The 22,616-nt window shown below is 75.4% G+C and carries 2 protein-coding genes; both read right to left on the reverse strand.

Going from position 1 to position 22,616, the window contains the following annotated elements:
- Positions 1 to 19: 19 nt before the first annotated feature.
- Positions 20 to 223: an MbtH family protein gene (locus QQM72_RS09750; RefSeq protein ID WP_314220399.1), complete on the reverse strand. Its 204-nt coding sequence runs from the start codon at positions 221 to 223 to the stop codon at positions 20 to 22.
- A 67-nt stretch (positions 224 to 290) separates the two neighbouring features.
- A complete protein-coding gene (locus QQM72_RS09755; RefSeq protein ID WP_314220400.1) occupies positions 291 to 22,367 on the reverse strand; it encodes a non-ribosomal peptide synthase/polyketide synthase in 22,077 nt (7,358 codons plus the stop codon).
- Positions 22,368 to 22,616 lie beyond the last annotated feature (249 nt).

Below are 22,616 nucleotides of genomic sequence, written 5' to 3' on the forward strand. Positions count from 1 at the left end.
TCGTCATGTCCCGCCGGGCTCAGGCGCCGTCGACGAGGCTCTTGGGCCGCAGGTCGGTCCAGTGGGTCTCGATGTGGTCCAGGCACTCCTGGCGGGCGGCCGGGCCGTGCGCGACGGTCCAGCCGGCCGGGACGTCCACGAAGTCGGGCCACAGGCTGTACTGGCCCTCGTCGTTGACGAGGACGCGGTAGACGCCGTCGGGGTTCTCGAACGGGTTGCTCATGCCGGGGTCCCTGTCTCTCTGGGGGTCTGTCTGATCTGGTCGGTACTCGTGGGCAAGTGCCCTTCGGTCAGGGCTTGTTCAGGGTGGACGCCCGCCGTACCAGCGCCTCCAGCGCCCGGAACCAGGTCCGCGCCAGGTCCCGTACGGCGTCCTCGGTGAGGAGTCCGGCCGCGTACGCCCAGTGGGCGCTCAGCTCCGGCCCCTCGGGACGGTCCTCGGTGAGGGCGTCGAGGGTGAGGGCGTGGGACATCGGCATGCCGGGGTCCGCGTCGAGGTCGGCGGCGTCGTCCTCGGGGGCGTAGGACCAGTCGGCGGCCTCCGGGTACTCGAAGCGGCCCATGTAGTTGAACTCGATCTGCGGCTCGCCGAGTCGGGCCAGTCCGGGGCCGGTCCGGGGGTTGAGCCGGCGCAGCAGGCCGTGTCCGATCCCGGAGGCGGGCAGCGCCGCGAGGTGGGCGCGGATCCGGGCCAGCGCCTCGTCCAGCGCGGGGCCGCCCGTGAAGGCGTCCGTCAGGTCGGCCTCGCCCGGGTCGAGCCGGACGGGCACGACGCTGGTGAACCAGCCGACCGTACGGGACAGGTCGGCGCCGCCCGCGAGTTCCTCCTCGCGGCCGTGGCCCTCCAGGTCGACCAGGACGGGTCCGCCCGGTCCCCGCGCGCCGGGGGTCCGGGCCCGCCAGTCGGCGACCGCGAGGGCGAACGCGGTGAGCAGGACGTCGTTGACGGTGGCGCCGAAGGCGGCCGGGACCCGGCTCAGCAGGGGGCCGGTCAGGTCGGCGGGCAGGGTCAGCGAGAGGTGGCGGGTGGTGGCGACCGTGTCCCGGGCCGGGTCCAGCGGGCGGGCCAGGGGGAGGCCGGCGCCGTCGGCGAGGGCGGAGGTCCACCAGGGCAGCTCGTCCTCGGCCGCCGGATCGCCGGCGCGGGTCCCGAGCAGCCGTGACCAGCGGGCGAACGACAGCTCCACGGGGGCCAGTTCGGCCGGGCGGCCGGTGCGCACGGCGGCCCAGGCGGTGGCGAGGTCGGGCAGCAGGACACGCCAGGAGACGCCGTCGATCACCAGGTGGTGGACGAGGATCAGCAGCCGGCCGGGGTGCCCTGGCCCGGCGTCGAACCAGACCGCCCGCACCATCGCCCCGCCCTCCGGGTCCAGCCCGGCCCGTGCCGTCGCGGCGTGGGCGGAGATGGCGGCGCGCAGTGCGGCCTCGTCCGCGCCGCGCACGTCGGCCCGGGTGAGCCAGGTGCTGACGTCGGTCTCCCGCGCCGGGGGGACCCGCAGGGTCCGCTCCGGTTCGCGGACGAGCCGGGCGCGGAGCATGTCGTGCCGGGCGGCGAGCGCCGTGAGCACGGCCAGCAGTCCGGGCCCGGTCAGGTCGGCCGGGGTGCGGACCAGGGCCGCCTGGTGATAGGCCGCGATGGGGCCGCCGCGTTCGAGCAGGGCGCGCATGACCGGGGTGAGCACGACGGTGCCGGTGCCGTCGTCGTGGGCGGCGTGCCGTTCGTCGGCGCCGAGCGGGACGGCGACGGCGGTGAGCGCGGCGACGGTGCGGTGCCGGAAGACCTGACGGGGGGTGATCCGCAGGCCGCCGGCCCTGGCCCGGGCGACGAGCTGCATGGCGACGATGCTGTCGCCGCCGAAGGTGAAGAAGTCGTCGTCCGTGCCGACCGCCTCGGCGGGCAGCCCGAGGGCGTCCGCGAACAGGTCGCGCAGGGTGCGCTCGGCGTCGCTCGCGGGGGCCCGGCCGCCGCCCCCGGCGGTGAAGTCCGGTGCGGGCAGGGCGGCCCGGTCGAGCTTGCCGTTGGAGAGCAGCGGCAGCCGGTCCAGGGCGACCACGGCGGCCGGGACCATGTAGTCGGGCAGCGCGGCGGCGGCGTGGGCACGCAGGGCGGCCGCGTTCACCGGCGTTCCGTCGCCGTCCGGGACGACGGCGTACGCGATGAGCTGCCGTACGCCCGGCCGGTGTTCGCGGGCCACGACGACCGTCTGCGCGACGGCCGGGTGGGTGTCCAACGCGGCCTCGATCTCGGCGAGTTCGACCCGGAAGCCGCGGATCTTGACCTGGTCGTCGGTGCGGCCGGCGAACTCCAGCAGGCCGTCCTCGGTCCAGCGGGCCAGGTCACCGGTGCGGTACATGCGCTCCCCGGGTGGACCGAACGGGTCGGCCACGAAGCGCTCGGCGGTCAGGTCCGGCCGGCCGAGGTAGCCGCGGGCCAGGCCCGGCCCCGAGAGGTACAGCTCGCCGGTGACGCCGGGCGGGACCGGGCGCAGCGCGGTGTCCAGCACATAGGCGCGCGAGCCGTGGACGGGGCGTCCGACGACCGGGCTCGCGCTGTCGCGGACCCGGCCGACGAGGGCGTCCACGGTGGCCTCGGTGGGGCCGTACAGGTTGACCGCCTCGGTGTCCGGCAGCGCGGCCAGCCGGGCCCACAGCAACGGGGGTACGGCCTCGCCGCCGAAGCCGACCACGGAGAGCGGGCAGTCGCCCTCGGGGCCGATCAGCCCGCTGTCCGCCATCTGGGCCAGCAGCGACGGGGTGACCTCGATGAAGTCGATGCCCCGGTCGCGGACGAAGGCGGTGAGGAGCTCGGGGTCGCGGCGGGTCTCGTCGTCCGCGATGTGCAGGGCGTGCCCGTCCAGCAGCCACAGCTGCGGCTGCCAGGAGGCGTCGAAGGAGAAGGACCAGGCGTGCCCGACGCGCAGGTGCCGGCGTCCGGTGCGGCGCCGGGCCACTTCGTGCAGGTCGTGGCGGTGGCTGTGGAAGAGGTTGGCGATACCGCGCTGGGTGACGACGACACCCTTGGGGCGGCCCGTCGAGCCGGAGGTGTAGATGACGTAGGCGGGGTGGTCGGGAGCGGGAGGGGTGGGATCCGCCTCCGGCAGGGCGTCGGCCGGGGCGTCGAGGAGCAGTACCGGGATCCCGGTGGCGGGCAGCGCGCGGGCGCTCTCCTCGGTGGCCAGGACCAGGACCGGGCGGGCGTCGTCGAGCATGCCGGTGAGCCGCGACCCGGGCAGGTCGGGGTCGAGGGGCAGATAGGCGGCGCCCGACTTCATCACGGCGAGGATCGCGGCGATGTGGTCGGCGGTGCGGGGCAGGGCGAGGGCCACGATCCGCTCGGGGCCTGCGCCGTGTCCGGCGAGGGTGCGCGCCAACCGGTCGGTGCGGGCGTCGAGTTCGGCGAACGTCCAGGTCACCGAGCCATCGGTGACGGCGACCTCGTCCGGTGCGGCGGCCGCCCGGGCGGCGAACAGCGCGGGCACGGTGCCCGGCCGCTCGTCGGCCGGTTCGGGCAGCGCGGTGTCGTTCCAGGTCCGAAGGACGGTGTGCCGGTCGTCGGGGCCCAGCAGGTCGAGTCGTCCGACCGGGCGGTCGGGGTCGGCCGCCATGCCGGTGAGCAGGACGGTCAGGGCGGAGGTGATCCGCCGCACGGTGGCGGGCGTGAACAGCTCGGGGCGGAACTCGGCGGTCAGCCGGAGCCGCTCCGCGGGCTCGACGGCCCAGGCGAACGGATAGTGGGTGGAGTCCTCGTGGTCGCGGACCGTGACGCGCGCTCCGGTGCCTTCCCCGTCCGCCTCGGTCACCGGGTACGACTCGAACACCACGAGGGTGTCGAAGAGTTCGCCGAGTCCGGCGGCCCGCTGGATGTCGGCGAGGCCGAGGTGCTGATGGGCGATGAGCCGGGACTGCTCGTCCTGGAGCCGGGCCAGCAGGCCGGCCGTGCTCTCCCCCGGACGGATCCGCACCCGCACGGGCACGGTGTTGATGAACAGGCCGATCATCGACTCGGACCCGGCCAGCTCGGGCGAGCGGCCGGCGACGGTCGCGCCGAACACCACGTCCTCCCGTCCGGTGAGCCGGCCGAGGAGGACACCCCAGGCGGCCTGGACGAGGGTGTTGAGGGTGACGCCCCGGCGCCGGGCGAACGCCTCCAGCTCCGCCGTGCGGACGGCGTCCAGGGCGACGGTGTGGGTGTGCGGCACCGCGGCGCCGCGGTCGGCGTCGACGGGCGCGAGCCGGGTGGGTTCGGCGAGAGAGCCGAGGGCCTCGGCCCACGCGGCGGCCGAGGCGGCCGGGTCCTGGGCGGCCAGCAGCCGCAGATGCTCGCGGTACGGGGCCGGCGCGACGGGGGTGCGGCCCTCGTAGCGCGCCCACAGCTCGGCGGTGAGCAGCGGCAGTGACCAGCCGTCCAGCAGGAGGTGCTGGTGCGAGAGCACGAGCCGGTGCCGGTCCGGGCCGAGCCGGGCCAGCAGCAGCCTGAGCAACGGCGGGCGTTCGGGATCGAAGCGGCGCCGCTCCTGACCGAGCAGCCGGGTCCACGCGTGCGGGTCGTCGGTCCGGTCGGTGTCCGTGCCGCTGTCCGGGCCGGTGAGGTCGAGCCGGCGCCAGGGCAGTACGGCGGTGCGCGGTACGACGGCGACGGGCCGCCCGGAGCTCAGGTGCCGGAAGCCGCTGCGCAGGTTCTCGTGCGCGTCGAGCACCGCCTGCCCGGCGGCGCGCAGCCGGTCGGCGTCCAGTGGTCCCTCCAGGTCGTAGGAGACCTGGACGGTGTAGACGTCGGGGCCCTCCTCGCCGGAGTCGAGGGCGGCGTGGAAGAGCAGACCGGCCTGGAGCGGGGAGACGGGCAGGACCTCGGTTCCGGCGGGCAGGGCGGCGAGTTCGGCGCGCTCGTCGTCGGTGAGGTCGAGCAGGGGGGCGGTGTCGTGGTCCCCGCCGGCGGGGGCGGGGCCGGTGCCGGCGGCCACGGTGGCCAGGCCCGCGACGGACTTGTGCCGGAACACGTCACGCGGGCTGAACGCGAGCCCGGCGGCGCGGGCGCGGGCGACCAGCTGCATGGCGACGATGCTGTCGCCGCCCAGGGAGAAGAAGTCGTCCTCGACACCGACCCGTTCGAGGCCGAGGACGTCCGCGACGAGCGCGCCGAGGGTCTCCTCCAGCGCCGTGCGCGGCCGGGTGCCGGTCACCTCGGCGGCGAAGTCGGGGGCGGGCAGCGCCCGGCGGTCCAGCTTGCCGTTGGGGGTGAGCGGGAGGGCGTCGAGGGTGACGACGGCGGCCGGGACCATGTGGCCGGGCAGCACGGCGGCGGCGTGGGCGCGCAGCGCGGTCGCGTGCACCGGCGTGCCGTCCCCGGCCGGGACGACGTACGCGATCAGGTGCGCGTCGCGCAGGACGACGGTGGCGTGGTCGACGGACGGGTGCGCGGCGAGGACGGTCTCGATCTCGCCGAGCTCGATCCGCAGGCCGCGCAGCTTGATCTGGTCGTCGGAGCGGCCGAGGTACTCCAGCGTGCCGTCCCGGGTCCAGCGGGCCAGGTCCCCGGTGCGGTACATCCGGGCGCCGGGCCCGTCGGCGTGGGGGTCGGCGACGAACCGCTCGGCGGTCAGGCCGGCGCGGCCCAGGTAGCCGCGGGCCAACTGGACGCCCGCCAGGTACAGTTCGCCGGCCACGCCGGGCGGGACCGGGCGCAGCGCGGCGTCCAGGACGTAGGTGCGGGTGTTCCACACCGGGCGGCCGATCGGCACGGCGGCCGGGTCGGCGGGCACCTCGTGGGCGGTGACGTCGACGGACGCCTCCGTCGGGCCGTACAGGTTGTGCAGGCGGCTGCCCGGCAGGGTCCGGTGGAAGCGGGCGGCCAGCGCGGCGGGCAGCGCCTCACCGCTGCACATCACCTGGCGCAGTCCGGTGCACCCGGCCGCGGCCTGTTCGTCGAGGAAGGCACGCAGCATCGACGGCACGAAGTGGGCCGTGGTGATGTGCTGTCGCCGTATCAGGTCGGCGAGGTAGGCCGGGTCCTGGTGGCCCTCGGGGCGGGCCACGACCAGGGTGGCGCCGGTGACGAGCGGCCAGAAGAACTCCCACACCGACACGTCGAACCCGGCCGGGGTCTTCTGCAGGACCCGGTCACCTGAGTCGAGACGGTAGGTGTGCTGCATCCACAGGAGCCGGTTGGCGATGCCCTCGTGAGGCACCGTGACGCCCTTGGGGCGGCCGGTGGAGCCGGAGGTGTAGATGACGTAGGCGGGGTGGCGGGGGTCGTGGGCGGTGGGCAGCGGGGCGTGCGCCGGGCGGTCGGGGGCGCCGCCGGCGTCCACCGTGAGGGTGGGCACGCCGGTGTCCGGGAGGGTGACCCCTTCGGTGGTGACCAGGCAGACCGGGCGGGCGTCGGTGAGCGTGTACGCGAGCCGCTCGGCCGGGTAACCGGTGTCGAGGGGCAGGTGGGCGGCGCCCGCGCGGTGGACCGCGAGCAGCGCCACCACCAGGGCGAGGGAACGCGGCAGGGCGACGGCCACGATGGCCTCGGCCCGCGCCCCGTGCGCGGCGAGGGTGCGGGCGAGGGACTCCACCCGCAGGTCGAGTTCGGCGTAGGTGAGAGCGCCGTCCTCGAAGACGACCGCGGTGGCCCCGGGGGTGCGGGCGGCCTGCGCGCGGAACAGCTCGGGCAGGGTGAGGGCGGGGACGGGCCGCGCGGTGTCGTTCCACTCGGTGAGGACGAGGGCGCGTTCGTCGTCGCGCAGCACGTCGAGGCTGCCGACACGGCGGCCGGGGTCGGCGGCGACCTGCTCCAGCAGCGCGTCCAGCCGCTCGGCGAGGAGTTCGGCGGTCGACTCGTCGAAGAAGTCGGCGCTGTACTCGATCCAGCACCGCAGCCCTTCCTCGCCCTGCTCGACGAAGTCGAAGCTGAGGTCGAACTTGGCGCCCTGCTGGCCGAGCGGTTCGCGGTGCGCGCTCAGACCGGACAGGGCGGGGGTGGCGCCGGCGTTCTCCAGGTGCACGACCATCACCTGGAACAGCGGGTGCCGGGCCAGTGAGCGGGCCGGGTTGACTGCCTCCACCAGGCGTTCGAAGGGCAGGTCCTGGTGCTCGTAGGCGGCGAGGTCGGTCTCCCGGACGCGGGCGAGCAACTCGGCGAAGGTGGGGTCGCCGGACAGGTCGGTGCGCAGGACGAGCGTGTTGACGAAGAAGCCGACCAGGTCTTCGAGATGTTCGTCGGAGCGCCCCGAGACCGGTGCGCCCAGCGGGATGTCCGTTCCGGCGCCGAGCCGGTGCAGCAGCGCGGCGACGGCCGCCTGGGCGACCATGAACATGCTGACGCCATGACGGCGGGCCAGCGTGCGCAGGTCCCGGGTCCGTCGAGCGTCGACGGTCAGTCCGACGGCGCCACCGCGGTGGCTGCTCTCCGGCGGCCGGGGCCGGTCGGCGGGCAGTGCGAGTTCCTCCGGCAGGCCCGCGAGCGCGCCCTGCCAGTAGGTGAGCTGGCGGGACTGGCGGCTGTCCGGCGCGTCGGCGTCGCCGAGTGCCTCGCGGTGCCAGAGGGCGTAGTCGGCGTACTGCACGGGCAGCGGCGCCCACCCGGGCCGGTGTCCCGCACGGCGGGCCTCGTAGGCGAGGGCCAGGTCGCGCCAGAGGGGGCCGTCGGACCACTGGTCGCCGGCGATGTGGTGCAGCACCAGCAGCAGGACGTGTTCGTCCGGGTTCAGGGCGAACACGTGGGCGCGCAGCGGAAGGTCGCGGTCGAGCTCGAAGCCCCGCGCGGCGGCCTCGGCGAGCCGGCCGGGCAGTTCGCCCTCCGTGACCCGGCCGTGCTCGACGGGGACCGTGACGCGGGACGGGTCGAGCACGACCTGGCGGGCCCGGCCGTCGCTCTCGGGGAAGACGGTGCGCAGGCTCTCGTGGCGTACCGCGACGTCGTTCAGCGCGGCGGCCAGCGCGTCCGGGTCGAGGTGACCGGTCAGCCGCCAGGCCGCCGGGATGTGGTAGGTGGCGCCCGGCCCCTCGATGCGGTGCAGCAGCCAGAGCCGCTGCTGGGCGAAGGACAGCGGGAGTTCCTCGGGCCGGTCCGCGGGGACGAGGGCGGGCAGGCCGCCGGCCCGGTCGTCGAGCCGCGCGGCGAGCAGCGCGGGGGTGGGCGCCTCGAAGACGGTACGGACGGTGAGGTCCGCTCCGAGGACCGTGCGGGCGCGGCTGACCAGTCGCATGGCGAGCAGGGAGTGTCCGCCGAGGGTGAAGAAGTCGTCGTCGGCGCCGACCCGGTCGAGGCCGAGGACGTCGGCGAAGAGTGCGCCGAGGATCTCCTCGCGCGGGCCGCGCGGCGGGGCGCCCCGCGTGCCCGCGGACGTGAAGTCGGGTGCGGGCAGGGCCCGTCGGTCGAGCTTGCCGTTGGGGGTGAGGGGCAGCGCGGGGAGCGGGACGAAGGCCGCGGGCACCAGGTGCGCGGGGAGCGCGGCGGCCGTGTGGGCGCGCAGCGCCGTCGCGTCCACCGGTGCGGCGTCCGGGTCCGGCACCACATAGGCCACCAGCCGCTGGTCACGGACCACGACGACGGCGTGGGCGACGGCCGGGTGCCGGGTCAGGGCTGCCTCGATCTCGCCGGGTTCGACGCGGAAGCCGCGCACCTTCACCTGGTCGTCGGTGCGGCCCAGGTACTCGACCGTCCCGTCGGCCGTCCACCGGGCCAGGTCGCCCGTGCGGTACATGCGCCTTCCCGGCGCCCCGTACGGGTCGGCGACGAACCGCTCGGCGGTCAGCGCGGCCCGGCCGAGGTAGCCGCGGGCCAGCTGGACGCCCGCGAGGTACAGCTCGCCGGGGACGCCGGGGGGCACCGGGCGCAGCCCGGCGTCGAGGACGTACACCCGGGTGTTCCACACCGGGCGGCCGATCGGCACGCTCGGCGCGTCCGGCCCGATCTCGACGGCCGTCACGTCGACCGACGCCTCGGTCGGCCCGTAGAGGTTGTGCAGCCCGGCGGTCAGGACCTCGTGGAAGCGGTGGGCCAGGCCGACGGGCAGGGCCTCGCCGCTGCACAACACCCGGCGCAGGCCGACGCAGTGCGCGGCGGTGGGCTCCTCCAGGAACAGCTGGAGCATGGAGGGCACGAAGTGGACGGTGGTGACGTCCTGTTCACGGATCAGCCGGGCCAGGTAGGCCGGGTCGCGATGGCCCTCGGGCCGGGCGAGCACCAGGGCGGCGCCGGTGATCAGCGGCCAGAAGAACTCCCACACCGACACGTCGAAGCTGGACGGCGTCTTCTGCAGGATCCGGTCGGCGGCGGTCAGACCGTAGGTGTGCTGCATCCACAGCAGCCGGTTGACGATGCCCTCGTGCGGGACGACGACACCCTTGGGGCGGCCGGTGGAGCCGGAGGTGTAGATCACGTAAGCGGGGTGCGCCGGATCGAGGGCCGCGGGCAGGTCCGCCTCGGGGCCGGTCGGCAGGCCGTCGCGGATCACGCACACCGGACGGACGTCCTCGACCATCAGCGCGAGGCGTTCCTGCGGGTGGTCCGGGTCGAGGGGGAGATAGGCGGCTCCGGCGCGGTGGACGGCGAGCAGGGCGACGACCAGTTCGGGCGAGCGCGGGAGCGCGACGGCCACCGTCCGCTCGGGGCCCGCGCCCAGCCCGGCCAGCACCCGTGCGGTCCGCTCCACCCGGGCGTCCAGCTCCGCGTACGTCAGCCGCTCGCCCTCGAAGACGAGCGCCGTGGCCCGCGGGGTGCGCGCCGCCTGGGCGGAGAAGAGGCCGGGCAGGGTGGCGCAGGGGACGGGGTGTGCGGTGGCGTTCCACTCCTGAAGCACCTGCGCCCGTTCGGCCTCCGCCAGGATCCGCAGGTCGCGCACCGGGCGGTCAGGTTCGGCCGCGGCGTGTTCCAGCAGCCGGGCCGTACGGGCGGCGAGCCGCTCGGCCGTCCCGTGGTCGAAGAGGTCGCTCGCGTACTCCAGGAGCAGCACGACACGGTCGCGGCCGGTCTCGTCGACGAAGGTGAAGTGGAGGTCGAACTTGGCCATGCCGGTGTCCATGTCGAACCATTCGGTCCGCAGGCCGAGCACGTCCGGGTCGCCGTCGGGCCGGTGGTGGTAGCCCAGCATGACCTGGAAGAGGGGGTTGCGGCCGGCCACCCGGGGCGGGTTGAGGGTCTCCACGACCCGGTCGAAGGGCAGGTCCTGGTACTCGAAGGCCTTCAGGGACGACTCCCGCACCCGGCCCAGCAGCCGCCGGAACGTCAGGTCCTCGCCGGACAGGTCGGTGCGCAGGACCAGGGTGTTGACGAAGAAGCCGACGAGTTCGCCGAGCGCCTCGTCGGTGCGGCCCGCGATGGGCGCGCCGAGCGGGATGTCGTCCCCCGCGCCGAGCCGGTGCAGCAGCGCCGCGGTGGCGGCCTGGAACAGCATGAACATGCTGGTCCCGGTGGCCGCGGAGAGGTCACGCAGGGCGTGGCCGGTGGCGGTGGGCAGCTCCAGGCGGACCTTGCCGCCGCGCCCGGTCGGTTCGGCCGGACGCGGCCGGTCGGCGGGCAGGGCGAGCTCGTCGGGCAGGCCGCGCAGGGCGTCCGCCCAGTGGGCGAGCCGGCTCTCGCCGGTCCGGGCGAGCAGGTCGTCCTGCCAGAGGGTGTAGTCGGCGTACTGCACCGGCAGGGGCGCCCAGGCGGGCGGCCGTCCCTCGCAGCGGGCCGCGTAGGCGGCGTCGAGGTCGGCGAGGAAGGGGCGGTCGGACCACTCGTCGGTGGTGATGTGGTGCAGGACGACGGCCACCACGTGGTCGTCCGGGCCCAGCCGGAACACCTCGCAGCGCAGCGGGAGTTCGGTCGTCAGGTCGAAGGGGCGGCGCTGGGCCGCCTCGATCAGCGCGGGCAGCGCGTCCTCGGCGCAGTCGGTCACCGTGCAGTCGGGGAACGCCTCGGCGGCCGGGAGGATCCGCTGGTACGGCTCGCCCTCGTGCACGGGGAACACCGTCCGCAGCGCCTCGTGGCGCCCGGCGACGTCCCGCAGGGCGGTGCGCAGGGCTTCGGTGTCGAGGGCGCCGCGCAGCCGGAAGACCAGCGGGAAGTGGTAGGCGACGCCGCTTCCGGTGATCTGCTCGACCAGCAGGAGGCGGCGCTGCGCGGCGGACAGCGCAATGCGGGCCGGCCGGTCCGTGACGGGGGCGACGGCCGGCCGGGCCGGGCTCGCCTGGTCGGCGCGGCCCGCGAGCAGCGCCGGGGTGGGCGCCTCGAAGAGGTCGCGGATGGCGAGTTCGGCGCCCAGTTCGGTACGGGCGCGGCTGACCAGCCGGGTGGCGAGCAGCGAGTGTCCGCCCAGGTCGAAGAAGTCGTCCTCGGCGCCGGCCTCGGGCAGCCCCAGCACCTCGGCGAACAGCCGGCACAGCACCTCCTCCCGCGGGGTGCGCGGGCCGCGTCCGCCACCGAGGGCGACGGCGGGCTCGGCGTCGGGCAGGGCGCGCACGTCGAGCTTGCCGTTGGCGTTCATGGGCAGGCCGTCGACGGTGACGAAGGCGGCCGGGACCATGTAGTCGGGCAGTTCGCGGCCCAGGTCCTCGCGCAGCCGGCGCACCAGGGCGCTCGCCCCGCGGGCGGCGGTGGGGTCGTTGGCGTAGGGGTGGGTGCCGCCACCCGCGCGGAACAGGCCGCCGGTGAGGCGCGGTTCGGCGGTGGCGGTCGCCAGGAACACCGCGTCGAACGTTGCGGTCCGCGCCGACCAGGAGGTCAGCACCCGGTATCCGGCGGCCGCGCCGAGTTCGCACAGGTGCTCCGGGTCGACGCCCTCTGCGCAGGTACGGCCGTCGGGCACGCCGGTCAGCCGCAGGCCCGCGGGCCGTTCGCCGCGCGGGTGCCGGCCGGTGCCGCCGGTCGCGGACCAGTTGCCGCCCAGCAGTGCGCCGATGCTGTCGGCGCCGGACCAGTCCCCGCGCACGAGTTCGCCGACGGTGTCGGCCGTGGCCCAGTCGACCACCGGCACGTCGTCGAGCCGTACGTCCGGCTCGCCGGCGTACAGGACGACGTCGTAGCGGTGCCGGCTCAGCTCGTTGTGGTGGTGCCCGCGCTTGGTGCGCAGGTCGGCCCCGTAGCCGAGGGTGGTGAAGAAGTCGGGGTCGACGAGGAGTTCCTTCTCCAGCCGCAGGCCGCGCTCCACCGCCGCCTCCAGGTCGGCCTCGGCGGTGCCGCGGGCGCGCTGGACCTCGGTGTGGAAGGTGCGGGCCAGCCGCAGGTTGCGGACGTCTCCGACGAACAGGGCGCCGCCGGGCGCGAGCAGGTCCATCGCGCCGCGCAGTACGGCGGTGAGGTGGTCGACGCTCGGGAAGTACTGGATGACGGAGTTGATGACGATCGTGTCGAAGTAGCCGGTGGGCAGACCGCTCAGGTCCTCGGCCGGCCGGCAGCGCAGTTCGACCTTGGCGGCGAGGGCCGGGTCCCGCCGTACCTCCTCACCGATCTTGCGGATGACGGGGGCGGCGAAGTCGGTCGCCCAGTAGGCCTCCACGTCCGGGGCGAGCCGGGACAGCAGCAGGCCCGAGCCCACGCCGATCTCCAGGACACGGCGGGGGCGCAGCGCGCCGATGCGGGCGAGGGTGGCCTCGCGCCACTCGTGCATCTCCTCGAAGGGGATGGGCCGCCCGTCGTAGGAGCTGTCCCAGCCGTCGTAGCGCTCGGTGAAGACGGCGGTGCCGATCTCCTCGTACTCGTCGGAGTAGATCTCCTGCCACTCCCCGACCTGCGCGGCCTCGGCCGCGCGGCGCTCCTCGGAGTCGGCCCCGGAGGGCACGACATAGCCGACGAGGCGTTCGTCGCGGACCACCACGGCGGCCTGGGCGACCAGCGGGTGACGGCTGAGGGCGGTCTCGATCTCGCCGGGTTCGACGCGGTAGCCGCGGATCTTGACCTGGTCGTCGGTGCGGCCGAGGAAGTCGAGGTTGCCGTCGGAATTCCGGCGCACCAGGTCGCCGGTGCGGTACATGCGCTCGCCGGGCTCCCCGAACGGGTCGGCGACGAAGCGTTCCGCGGTCAGCGCGGGCCGGCCGAGGTAGCCGCGGGCCAGGCCGATGCCGGCGATGTACAGCTCACCGGGCACGCCGTCGGGCACCGGGCGCAGCCAGGCGTCGAGGAGGTGGACGCGGGTGCCGCGGATGGGGCGGCCGACGGTGGGCGTCTCGCTGTCGAGGGTGCCGCCGCCGAGGGTGTTGATGGTGTACTCGGTCGGCCCGTACAGGTTGTAGCCGTACGTCCCCCCGGTGTCGCGCAGGGCCGTCCACACCGTCTCCGGGACGGCCTCACCGCCCAGCAGCACCAGCGGCGGCACATGGCCCGTCAGCAGGCCCTGCTCGATCAGCAGCCGGGCGTAGGTCGGGGTGACGTTGACGACGTCCACGCGATGCCGCTCGCAGTAGGCGACCAGCGCCTCGGCGTCACGGCGCAACTCCTCGTCGCACACGTGCACCTCGTGGCCCTCGACCAGCCAGAGCAGTTCCTCCCACGACATGTCGAAGGCGAACGACACGGTGTGCGCGATGCGCAGCCGCCGCCCGCCGGCCGAGGCGATGGCCGGGGCGAAGATCTCCTTCTGGTGGTTGAGCTGCATGTTCGTCAGGCCCCGGTAGGGGGTGACGACGCCCTTGGGGCGGCCGGTGGAGCCGGAGGTGTAGATGACGTAGGCGGGGTGTTCGAGGCTGAAGCGGAGCCGGACCGGGGTGTCGGACAGCCCGGCCAGCTCGTTGCCGGTGCCGGGGTCGTCGAGCAGGACACGGGCCATGTCGCCGTCCAGCGTGGCGGAGACGGCCCGGGTGGTGAGCAGCAGGAGCGGGCGGGCGTCGGCCAGCATCAGGGACAGCCGGTCGGCCGGATGGTCCAGTTCCAGCGGCAGGTAGGCGGCGCCGGTGCGCAGGACCGCGAAGAGCGCGACCACCATGTCCAGGGAGCGCGGCAGGCCGAGCGCGACGACCCGCTCGGGGCCGGCGCCCCGGTCGGTCAGCAGCCGGGCCATGCGGTTCACGGCCGCGTCGAGCTCGGCGTACGTCAGGGTGCGCTCGCCGAAGACGAGGGCCCGCTCGTGCGGGGTGCGTGCGGCCTGCGCGGCCAGCAGGTCGGCGATGGTGTCCTCGGGGCCGGGCACCCGGCTCGCCGCCGACTCCGCGCGCAGCGCCTCGTGTTCGGCGGGCAGCAGCGGGTCGAGGGAGCCGACGGGCACCGTGAGGTCGGCGCTCAGGCGGTCGACGAGCAGCGCGAACCGGTCGAGAAGAGCGCGGGCCCGGTCGGCCGGCACGAGGTCGGGGCGGTGGGTGAGGGTGACGGCGATCCGGCGGCCCGGGGTGACGACGAGGTTGGCCGGGTAGTGGGTGGCGTCGACGTTGGCGACGGCCGTGGCGCCGTGCCGGGTGCGCAGGTCCGCCAGCCGTTCCTCGGTGTCGTTGTCGCGCAGCACGAACAGGGTGTCGAAGAGCCTGCGGTGTCCGGTCCCGGCCTGGAGCACGCCGAGGCTGAGGTGCTCGTACGGCATGAGGTCGAGGCGTTCGCCCTGGATGCGGCGGAGCAGTGCGAGGACCGGCTCGGCGGGGTCGAGGACGATCCGGGTGGGGACCGTGTTGAGGAAGAGCCCGATGATGTCGCCGACGTCACCGACCTCGCTGGGCCGGCCGGCCACGGTGGTGCCGAACACCACGTCGGGGCGTCCGGTGGCGGAGGCGAGGGTGAGCCCCCAGGCCGCGTTGAGGAGCGTGTTCAGGGTCAGACCGTGGGCGCGGCCCGTCTCCCGCAGCCGGTCGCCGAGTTCGGCGGACAGGCGGAGGTCGAGCTGGTCGGGGATGACCGGTTCGAGGCGGTCGGCCGCGGCCGGGGCCAGCAGCGTGGGCTCGTCGAGACCGGCCAGGGCGGCGCGCCAGGCGGCCGTGGCGACCGCGTCGTCCTGCTCCTCGAGCCAGGTCAGGTAGTCCCGGTAACTTCCGCGCTCGGCAAGGGCGTTCGCGTCGCCGCCGGTCTCGTAGAGCGCGAACAGCTCGTCGAGGAACAGCCAGGCCGACCAGCCGTCCCAGAGGATCAGATGACGGCCGATGACGAGCCGGTCGCCGCGCCGCGCGCCCGGGCGCAGCAGGAGCAGCCGGAACAGCGGGGGCGCCGAGAGGTCGAACCGCCGGCCGCGCTCCGCGTCCGTCAACTCCCGTAGACGAAGCTCCTGTTCGGCGGCGGGAAGGTGGGAGAGGTCGACCTCCTCGAGCGGGACCTCGGGGTCCCGGGCGATGAACTGCACGGGCCGGTCGAGGCCTTCGCTGGTGAAGCCGGCGCGCAGGCCCGGGTTGCGGGCGAGGAGGGTGCGGACGGCGGCGCGCAGCCGTCCGGTGTCGAGCCGGGTCGCGAAGTCGAACGTCTCGTGGACGGTGTAGACGTCCAGGGCGCCCTCGTCGTACGCCGAGTGGAAGAACAGGCCCTCCTGGAGGGGGGCCAGCGGCCATACGTCGGCGACGGCGGCCGGGGCGGCGAGGGCGCGGACGCGGGCGTGTTCGGCGGCGGTGAGGGTGAAGGGGGTGGCGGGGGCCCGGCCCGTGCCCGGGGCCGCCTTCGCGCTTCCGGCCGCCGTCGCCAGGGCCGCGGGGGTGCGGTGGGTGAACACGTCGCGGGGGCTCAGGTCCAGACCGGCCGCGCGGGCCCGGCCGGCGACGCCGATGGAGCTGATGCTGTCGCCGCCGAGCCGGAAGAAGTCGTCGTCGGGGCCGGCGTCCGCGGTGCCGAGGACGGCCGCGAAGATCTCGGTGAGCCGCCGTTCCAGCGGTCCTGCGGGTTCCCGGCGGGCGGCGCGCTCGGCCTCGGGGGCGGGCAGCGCGGCCCGGTCGAGCTTGCCGCTGGGGGTGAGCGGGAGGTCGGCGAGGACGACGTAAGCCTCCGGGACCAGGGGCGCGGGCAGCGCGTCCGCGAGGGCTGCGCGCAGTTCGGCGGGGTCGACGGCGGTTCCGGCCGCGGGGACCGCGTAGGCGACGAGGCGCTGGTCGCGGACGACGACCGCGCCCCGGGCGACGGCCGGGTGGCGGGTCAGCGCGGCCTCGATCTCGCCGGGTTCGACCCGGTTGCCGCGCAGCTTGACCTGCCGGTCGGTGCGGCCGAGGTAGTCGAGGGTGCCGTCGGCCCGGCGGCGCACCAGGTCACCGGTGCGGTACATGCGGGCGCCCGGTCCGGCGGCGTACGGGTCGGCGACGAACCGGCCGGCGGTGAGCGCGGGGCGCCGGTGGTAGCCGCGGGCCAGCTGGACGCCGGTCAGGTACAGCTCGCCTGGCACCCCGTCGGGGACCGGGCGCAGGCAGGAATCGAGGACGCGCAGGCCGGTGTTCCACACGGGCCGGCCGATGGGCACGGTGGTGGTGGCGCAGGCGCCGTCGTAGGCGTGGTACGTCACGTCGACGGCGGCCTCGGTGGGGCCGTACAGGTTGTGCAGCGGCACCCCGGTCAGGTCGTGCCAGCGGCGGGCCGCGGCTGCGGACAGGGCCTCGCCGCTGCTGAACACCCGGCGCAGGCCGCCCGCCCAGATGGGGTCGGCGGTGACCTCGCCGGAGGCGAGGAACGCCTCCAGCATGGACGGCACGAAATGCATCGTCGTGACGCCCTCGGCCCGGATCAGGCGGGCCAGATAGGCGGGGTCGCGGTGTCCGTCCGGCGCGGCGAGGACGACGGCGGCGCCCTCGCACAGCGCCCAGAAGAACTCCCAGACGCTCACGTCGAAGCTCGACGGCGTCTTCTGGAGCACCCGGTCGCCGGGGTCGAGGCCGTACTCGCCCTGCATCCAGGCCAGCCGGTTGACGATGGCGCGGTGGGTGACGACGACGCCCTTGGGGCGGCCGGTGGAGCCGGAGGTGTAGATGAGGTAGGCGGGGTCGTCGGGGCGGGCCGGGTCCACGGGGGCGGCCGGCGCGGCGGCCGGGCGGTCGCCCGCCGCCGCGGACCCGTCGGTCACACCGGTCACACCAGCCCCGTCGGTCACACCGTCGATTTCGATCACGTCGAGGCCCTCGACCGACGGCAGCCGTCCCGCGTCCCGTGCCGTCGTGAGAGCCGTGGTCGTCCCCGAGTCGGTCAGCATGTAGGCGAGCCGCTCGGCGGGGTAGTCCAGGTCGAGGGGCAGATAGGCGGCCCCCGACTTCAGGACGGCCAGCAGCGCCACCATCAGCTCGGCCGAGCGCGGTACGGCGACCGCGACGAACCGCTCGCGGCCCGCGCCCCGGGCCCGCAGACGGGCTGCCAACTCCTCTGCTCGCGAATCCAGTTCGGCGTAGGTGAGGGGGGCCGCGCCATCGGGGACGACGGCGGTGGCGTCCGGGGTGCGCGCGGCCTGCGCGGCGAACGCGGCGGCCAGTGTGGTGGCCGGGACCGGCCGGGACTCCCCCGCCGGGTGGGCGCCGGCCAGCTCGCGCGGCGTGAGCAGTTCGAGGGCGGCGACCGGCGCGTCGAGGTCGTCGGCCAGGGCGTTCAGGACGAGGGTGAGCCGGTCGGCGAGGGACTGCGCGGCGTCGGCGTCCAGGCGCCGCGCGTGGTGCTTCAGCCGCAGGTCGAGGCGGCGGCCGGGCTTGACGACGAGGGCCAGGGGGTAGTGCACGGCGTCGTGGAAGGCGTGCCCGGCGACGGCGATCGTGCCGGTGGGGTCGGTGATGCCCGGGGCGCCGTCGCCGCCGGGGTAGTTCTCGAACACCACCAGCGTGTCGAAGAGTTCGCCGCCCCCGGTGTGCCCGGCGGCCCGCTGGATGTCCGCGAGGCCGAGGTGCTGGTGGTCGAGCAGGGCGCTCTGCTCCTCCTGGAGCCGCTCCAGCAGAGCGCCGAGGGTGTCGCCCTGCGTCCAGCGCAGCCGGGTGGGCAGCGTGTTGATGAACAGGCCGATCATCGACTCGATGCCGTCGACGGCGGCGTCGCGGCCGGCCACGGTGGTGCCGAACAGCACGTCCTGACGGCCCGTCATGCGGCCGACGAGCAGTCCCCACGCGCCCTGCACGAGCGTACCGAGGGTCACCCCGCGTTCCCGGGCGCGGGCGGCGAGCCGGGCGGTGACCCGCTCGGACAGCTCCACGCGGATCTGCGCGGGCTCGACGGGTCCGGCGGGCGCCGGGACCTCGACCAGCCGGGTGGGCTCCTCGACGCCGGCGAGCGCGGTGCGCCAGGCGGCCCGGGCGGCCTCGCGGTCGGCACCGGCGATCCGGCGCAGATAGCCGCGGTACGGGGCGACCGCGGGCAGGGGCGCCGGGTCGTCGCCGTACAGGGCGAGCAGTTCGCGGTGCAGGATCGGCAGGGACCAGCCGTCCGCGACGATGTGGTGGAACGTCAGGACCAGTCGGCTGCGCTCGTCCCCGAAGCGGATCAGGGCACAGCGGACCAGCGGCGGCCGGGCGAGGTCGAAGCGGTGGGCCCGTTCGTCGGCGGCGACGGCCTCGGCGAGGGCTCCGCGGACCGCGAGGTCGTCCTGCGCGGCCAGGTCGACCTCGCGCCAGGGCAGTTCGAGACCGGTGGCGACGATCTGGACGGGGCGGCCGTCGGGCGTCTGCCGGAAGCAGGCGCGCAGCGGGGCGTGCCGGTCGAGGAGCCGCTGCGCCGCCCGGCGCAGCAGGGCGCCGTCGACCGGTCCGGACAGCTCGACGACCTGTTGCACCACATAGGCGTCGTGTTCGGCGCCGTCCATCAGGGCGTGGAAGAAGAAGCCCTCCTGGAGCGGACCGAGGGGCAGCGTCTCCTCGACGGTGACGGCGGACTCGCCCCGCAGGGAAGCGAGTTCGTCCTCGCTCAGCTGCCAGGAGGGGTCGTCCACGGGATCGGCCGCGGCGGTGCGGGCGGCGCCGGCGAGTTCCGCGACCGTGCGGTGGCGGAAGACGTCGCGCGGGGTCAGCTCCAGGCCGGCCCGGCGGGCCAGGACGAGGAGCTGGACGGCGACGATGCTGTCGCCGCCGAGCGCGAAGAAGTCGTCGTCGACGCCCACCGAGGGCACCCTCAGCGCCCGCGCGTACAGCTCGCACAGCAGCCGCTCGCGGTCCGTGCCGGGGGCCCGTCCGGCGCCGGTCCGGGTGGGGTCCGGCACGGGCAGGGCGGCGGCGTCGAGCTTGCCGCTGGGGGTGACGGGCAGCCGGTCCAGCGGGACGAAGGCGGCCGGGACCATGTAGTCGGGCAGGTACGCGGCGGCGTGCCGGCGCAGGGCCGTCATCAGCGCGGTGACGTTGCGGAAGGGTGCCGGACGGTTGGTGAGGGGCCGGCCGCCGCCGGGGCGGTACGGGGCCGCGAGGTCGTCACCGGCGGGCGCGAACACGGCGTCCAGGCTGCCGTCCTCGGCGTCCCCGTTCCAGGTGAGCGTCGCCTCGTAGCCGTGCCGGGCGGCGCTCTCGTGGAGGGACTCGGGGTCCACTCCGTGCGTCGCGCCGGCCGGTCTGCTGCTGTCCCGGAGGGCGTCGAGCGCCGCGAGGTCCTCGGCGAGGCGGGCGTTGGGGATGCCGGTGACGCGCAGCCGGTCCGGGCGCCCGGCGAGCAGGGTGTCGAGGGCGTGGACCGAACCGAGCGCGGGCCAGGGCGACCCGGGCGCCTCCGCGTCCGCGCCCGCGTCGGCGCGCGGCCGCAGGACCACGTCGTAGCGGTACCGGGTGAGTTCGTTGTGGTGCGTGCCGCGCTTGATCCGGATGTCGGCGGTGAGGCCGTCGAGGGTGGTGAAGTAGTCCGGGTCGACGAGGAGTTCGCCCTCCCAGGCGAGCGCCCGGTCCACGGCGGCGCGCAGGGCCTCCTTGTCCGCCTCCGCCTCGTCGCCCCGCTCCCGCGCCCGCCCGCCCTCGACGGCCGCGCTCAGGGTGCGCAGCAGCCGCAGGTTGCGTACGTCGCCGACGAAGAGGGCGCCGCCGGGCGCGAGCAGCGCGGCGGCGGCGCGCAGCACGCCGGTGAGGTAGTCGCCGCCGGGGAAGTACTGGGCGACGGAGTTGACGACGACCGTGTCGAAGTGGCCCTCGGGCAGCCCGGTGAGGTCGTGCGCGGGCCGGGCCAGCAGGGTGACCCGGCCCGCGAGGCCGGGGACGGCGGACACCTGGGCTTCCAGGGCCCGTACGGCTTCCTCGGACAGGTCGGTGCCCCAGTACGCCGCGCAGTCCGGGGCGAGCCGGGACAGCAGCAGGCCGGAGCCGACGCCGATCTCCAGGACGCGCCGGGGCCGCAGGGCGCGGATCCGGCCGAGGGTCGCCTCCCGCCACTCGCGCAGGTCGGCGAGGGGGATGGGCAGCCCGTCGTACATGCTGTTCCAGCCGGCGAAGTTCTCCTCGAAGCCCTCCGAACCCGCCGCGGAGTACAGCAGTTCGTGCAGGTCCTTCCAGTCGGCGACACCGGCCTCCGCGTCCGCCTGGGGGCCGGCGTCCAGCGCGGGCACGACGTAGGCGGCGAGGCGCCGTTCGCCGGGGCGGTCCTCGCGGACGACGACGGCGGCCTGGTCGACGGCCGGGTGGGAGCGCAGCACGGACTCGATCTCGCCGGGCTCGATGCGGAAGCCGCGGATCTTGACCTGGCTGTCCACCCGGCCGTGGAACTCCAGTCGTCCGTCGGCCTTCCAGCGCACCAGGTCGCCGGTGCGGTAGAGCCGGTCGCCGGGGCCCGCGGCGAGGGCGTCGGGGGCGGCGACGAAGCGTTCGGCGGTCAGGCCGGGGCGGCCCAGGTAGCCGCGGGCGAGGCCGGCGCCGCCGAGGTAGAGCTCTCCCGTCACACCGGCGGGGACCGGCCGCAGCCGGTCGTCGAGGACGTAGGCGCGGGTGCCGGGGTCGGGCACGCCGATCGGCACGATGGTGCCGGGCGGGGTGTCCGGATCGCACAGGCCCAGCGTGGAGTTGGTGGTCGCCTCGGTCGGACCGTAGGCGTTGAACATCATCCGGCCGCGCGCGTACCGGCCGACCAGCTCGGGGGACACCCGCTCGGTACCGGCCAGCAGCGTTGCCCGCGGCGGGAGTCGCACGTCGTCCGGCATCGCGGCGAGCAGGGCGGGCGGCAGGATCATGAAGGTGATGCCGTGCTCGTCGGCGTAGTCGGCGAGCGGCGCGCCGGGAAGGCGGCGGTCGGCGGGCACGACGACCAGCCGGCCGCCGGACAGCAGTCCGAGGCACAGGTCCCAGAACGCCACGTCGAAGCCGGGCGAGGCGAACTGCAGGACCCGGCTGTGCGGGCCGATCCCGAAGCGCTCCCGCTGCGTGGCGACCAGCCCCGCCACACCGGCGTGCGAGAGCACCGTGCCCTTGGGGCGGCCGGTGGAGCCGGAGGTGTAGATCACGTAGGCCGCGTGCGCGGCCGTCAACCCGTCGGCGGCCGAGGGGCCTTGCGCGGGGCGGGCGGCCAGCTCGGCGATCGTGTCCAGGGCGTCGAGCACCAGCAGATCGATGTCCGGGGGGAGGTCGGGCACGATCTCGGCGGTGGTGACGAGGCAGACCGGCCGGGCGTCGGCGAGCATGTAGGCGATGCGGTCGGCCGGGTAGTCGGTGTCGACCGGCAGATAGGCCGCGCCCGCCTTCAGGACGGCGACCTCCGCGACGATCATGTCGGCCGAGCGCGGTACGGCGAGGGCCACCACGGTCTCCGGACCGGCGCCCCGGGCCACCAGGGCGTGCGCCAGCCGGGCCGCGCGGGCGTCGAGTTCGGCGTAGGTGAGGCGGACGTCCTCGTGGACGAGGGCCACCTCGTCGGGGCGGGCGGCGACCTGTTCGGCGAACATCCGCGGCCAGGTGAGCGCGGGTACGTCGTGCGCGGTGTCGTTCCAGTCGTGCAGGATCCGGCGGCGTTCCCCGTCGTCGAGGAGTTCCAGGCCGGCGACCGGGGTGTCCGGGCGGGCGAGGGCGTCGGCGAGGAGCGTGCGGTAGTGGCCGAGGATCCGGTCGACGGTGGCGGGTTCGAAGAGGTCGGTCCGGTAGTCCGCCGACACCTCGCCGTCGGCCACGGTCAGCGCCAGGTCGAGCGGGCCGCCCTCGTCCCAGGGCGCGTCACCGAAGCCCGTGGCGCACAACAGCCCGCCGCCGCGGAAGGGTTCGGGGGCGAGGAGGTCCAGCAGTTCGGCGGTCGGCAGGCGGTTCTGCGCGGCCTCGCCGCACACCGCCCCGACCCGTTCGCGCAGTTCGGCGAACGGGGTGTCGCCGTCGACCGCGACGCGCAGCGGCAGCCCTTCGTGCGCCACCGCCGTCCCGGTCGCGGCGGCGCCGCCGTAGCGGTGCAGCAGGGCCACGAGGGCGGCGAGTCCGGTCACCCGGTCGGCGGTCGCGCCCAGCACGGCGGCGCGCCGGGCGCGCGGCGCCGTCCCCTCCTGGCGGGGCGGGTGCGGAAAGTCCAGCGGCAGTGCGGGCTGCGGTGCCGGTGCGGCGAACCGCCGCCGCCAGTAGTCCGTCGCCGTCGCCTGCGCAGAAGAACGCGTGTTGCCCGACACAGCTGCCCGTGCCTCCCAGGTGCGGTGTGGAACGGCTCAGCGGAGCCGCGACCGCTCGAATAGTAAGGTAAGCATTGCCTTACTTGATAGACCCCTTCCGGAACCACGGGTCCACGCCGCCGTGGCTGAGGTTATGCTCACCTAACCTGCTGACAGGATCGTCCGGTGTCCGCCAACAGGGGCCTGCGCGCGGGACGATGGCCCGACGGCGCCCCGGGCGGGACCCCCGGACCGCGACAGGGAGACCGG

It is taken from the genome of Streptomyces zaehneri, assembly GCF_032248645.1.
Lineage (GTDB): Bacteria > Actinomycetota > Actinomycetes > Streptomycetales > Streptomycetaceae > Streptomyces > Streptomyces coriariae.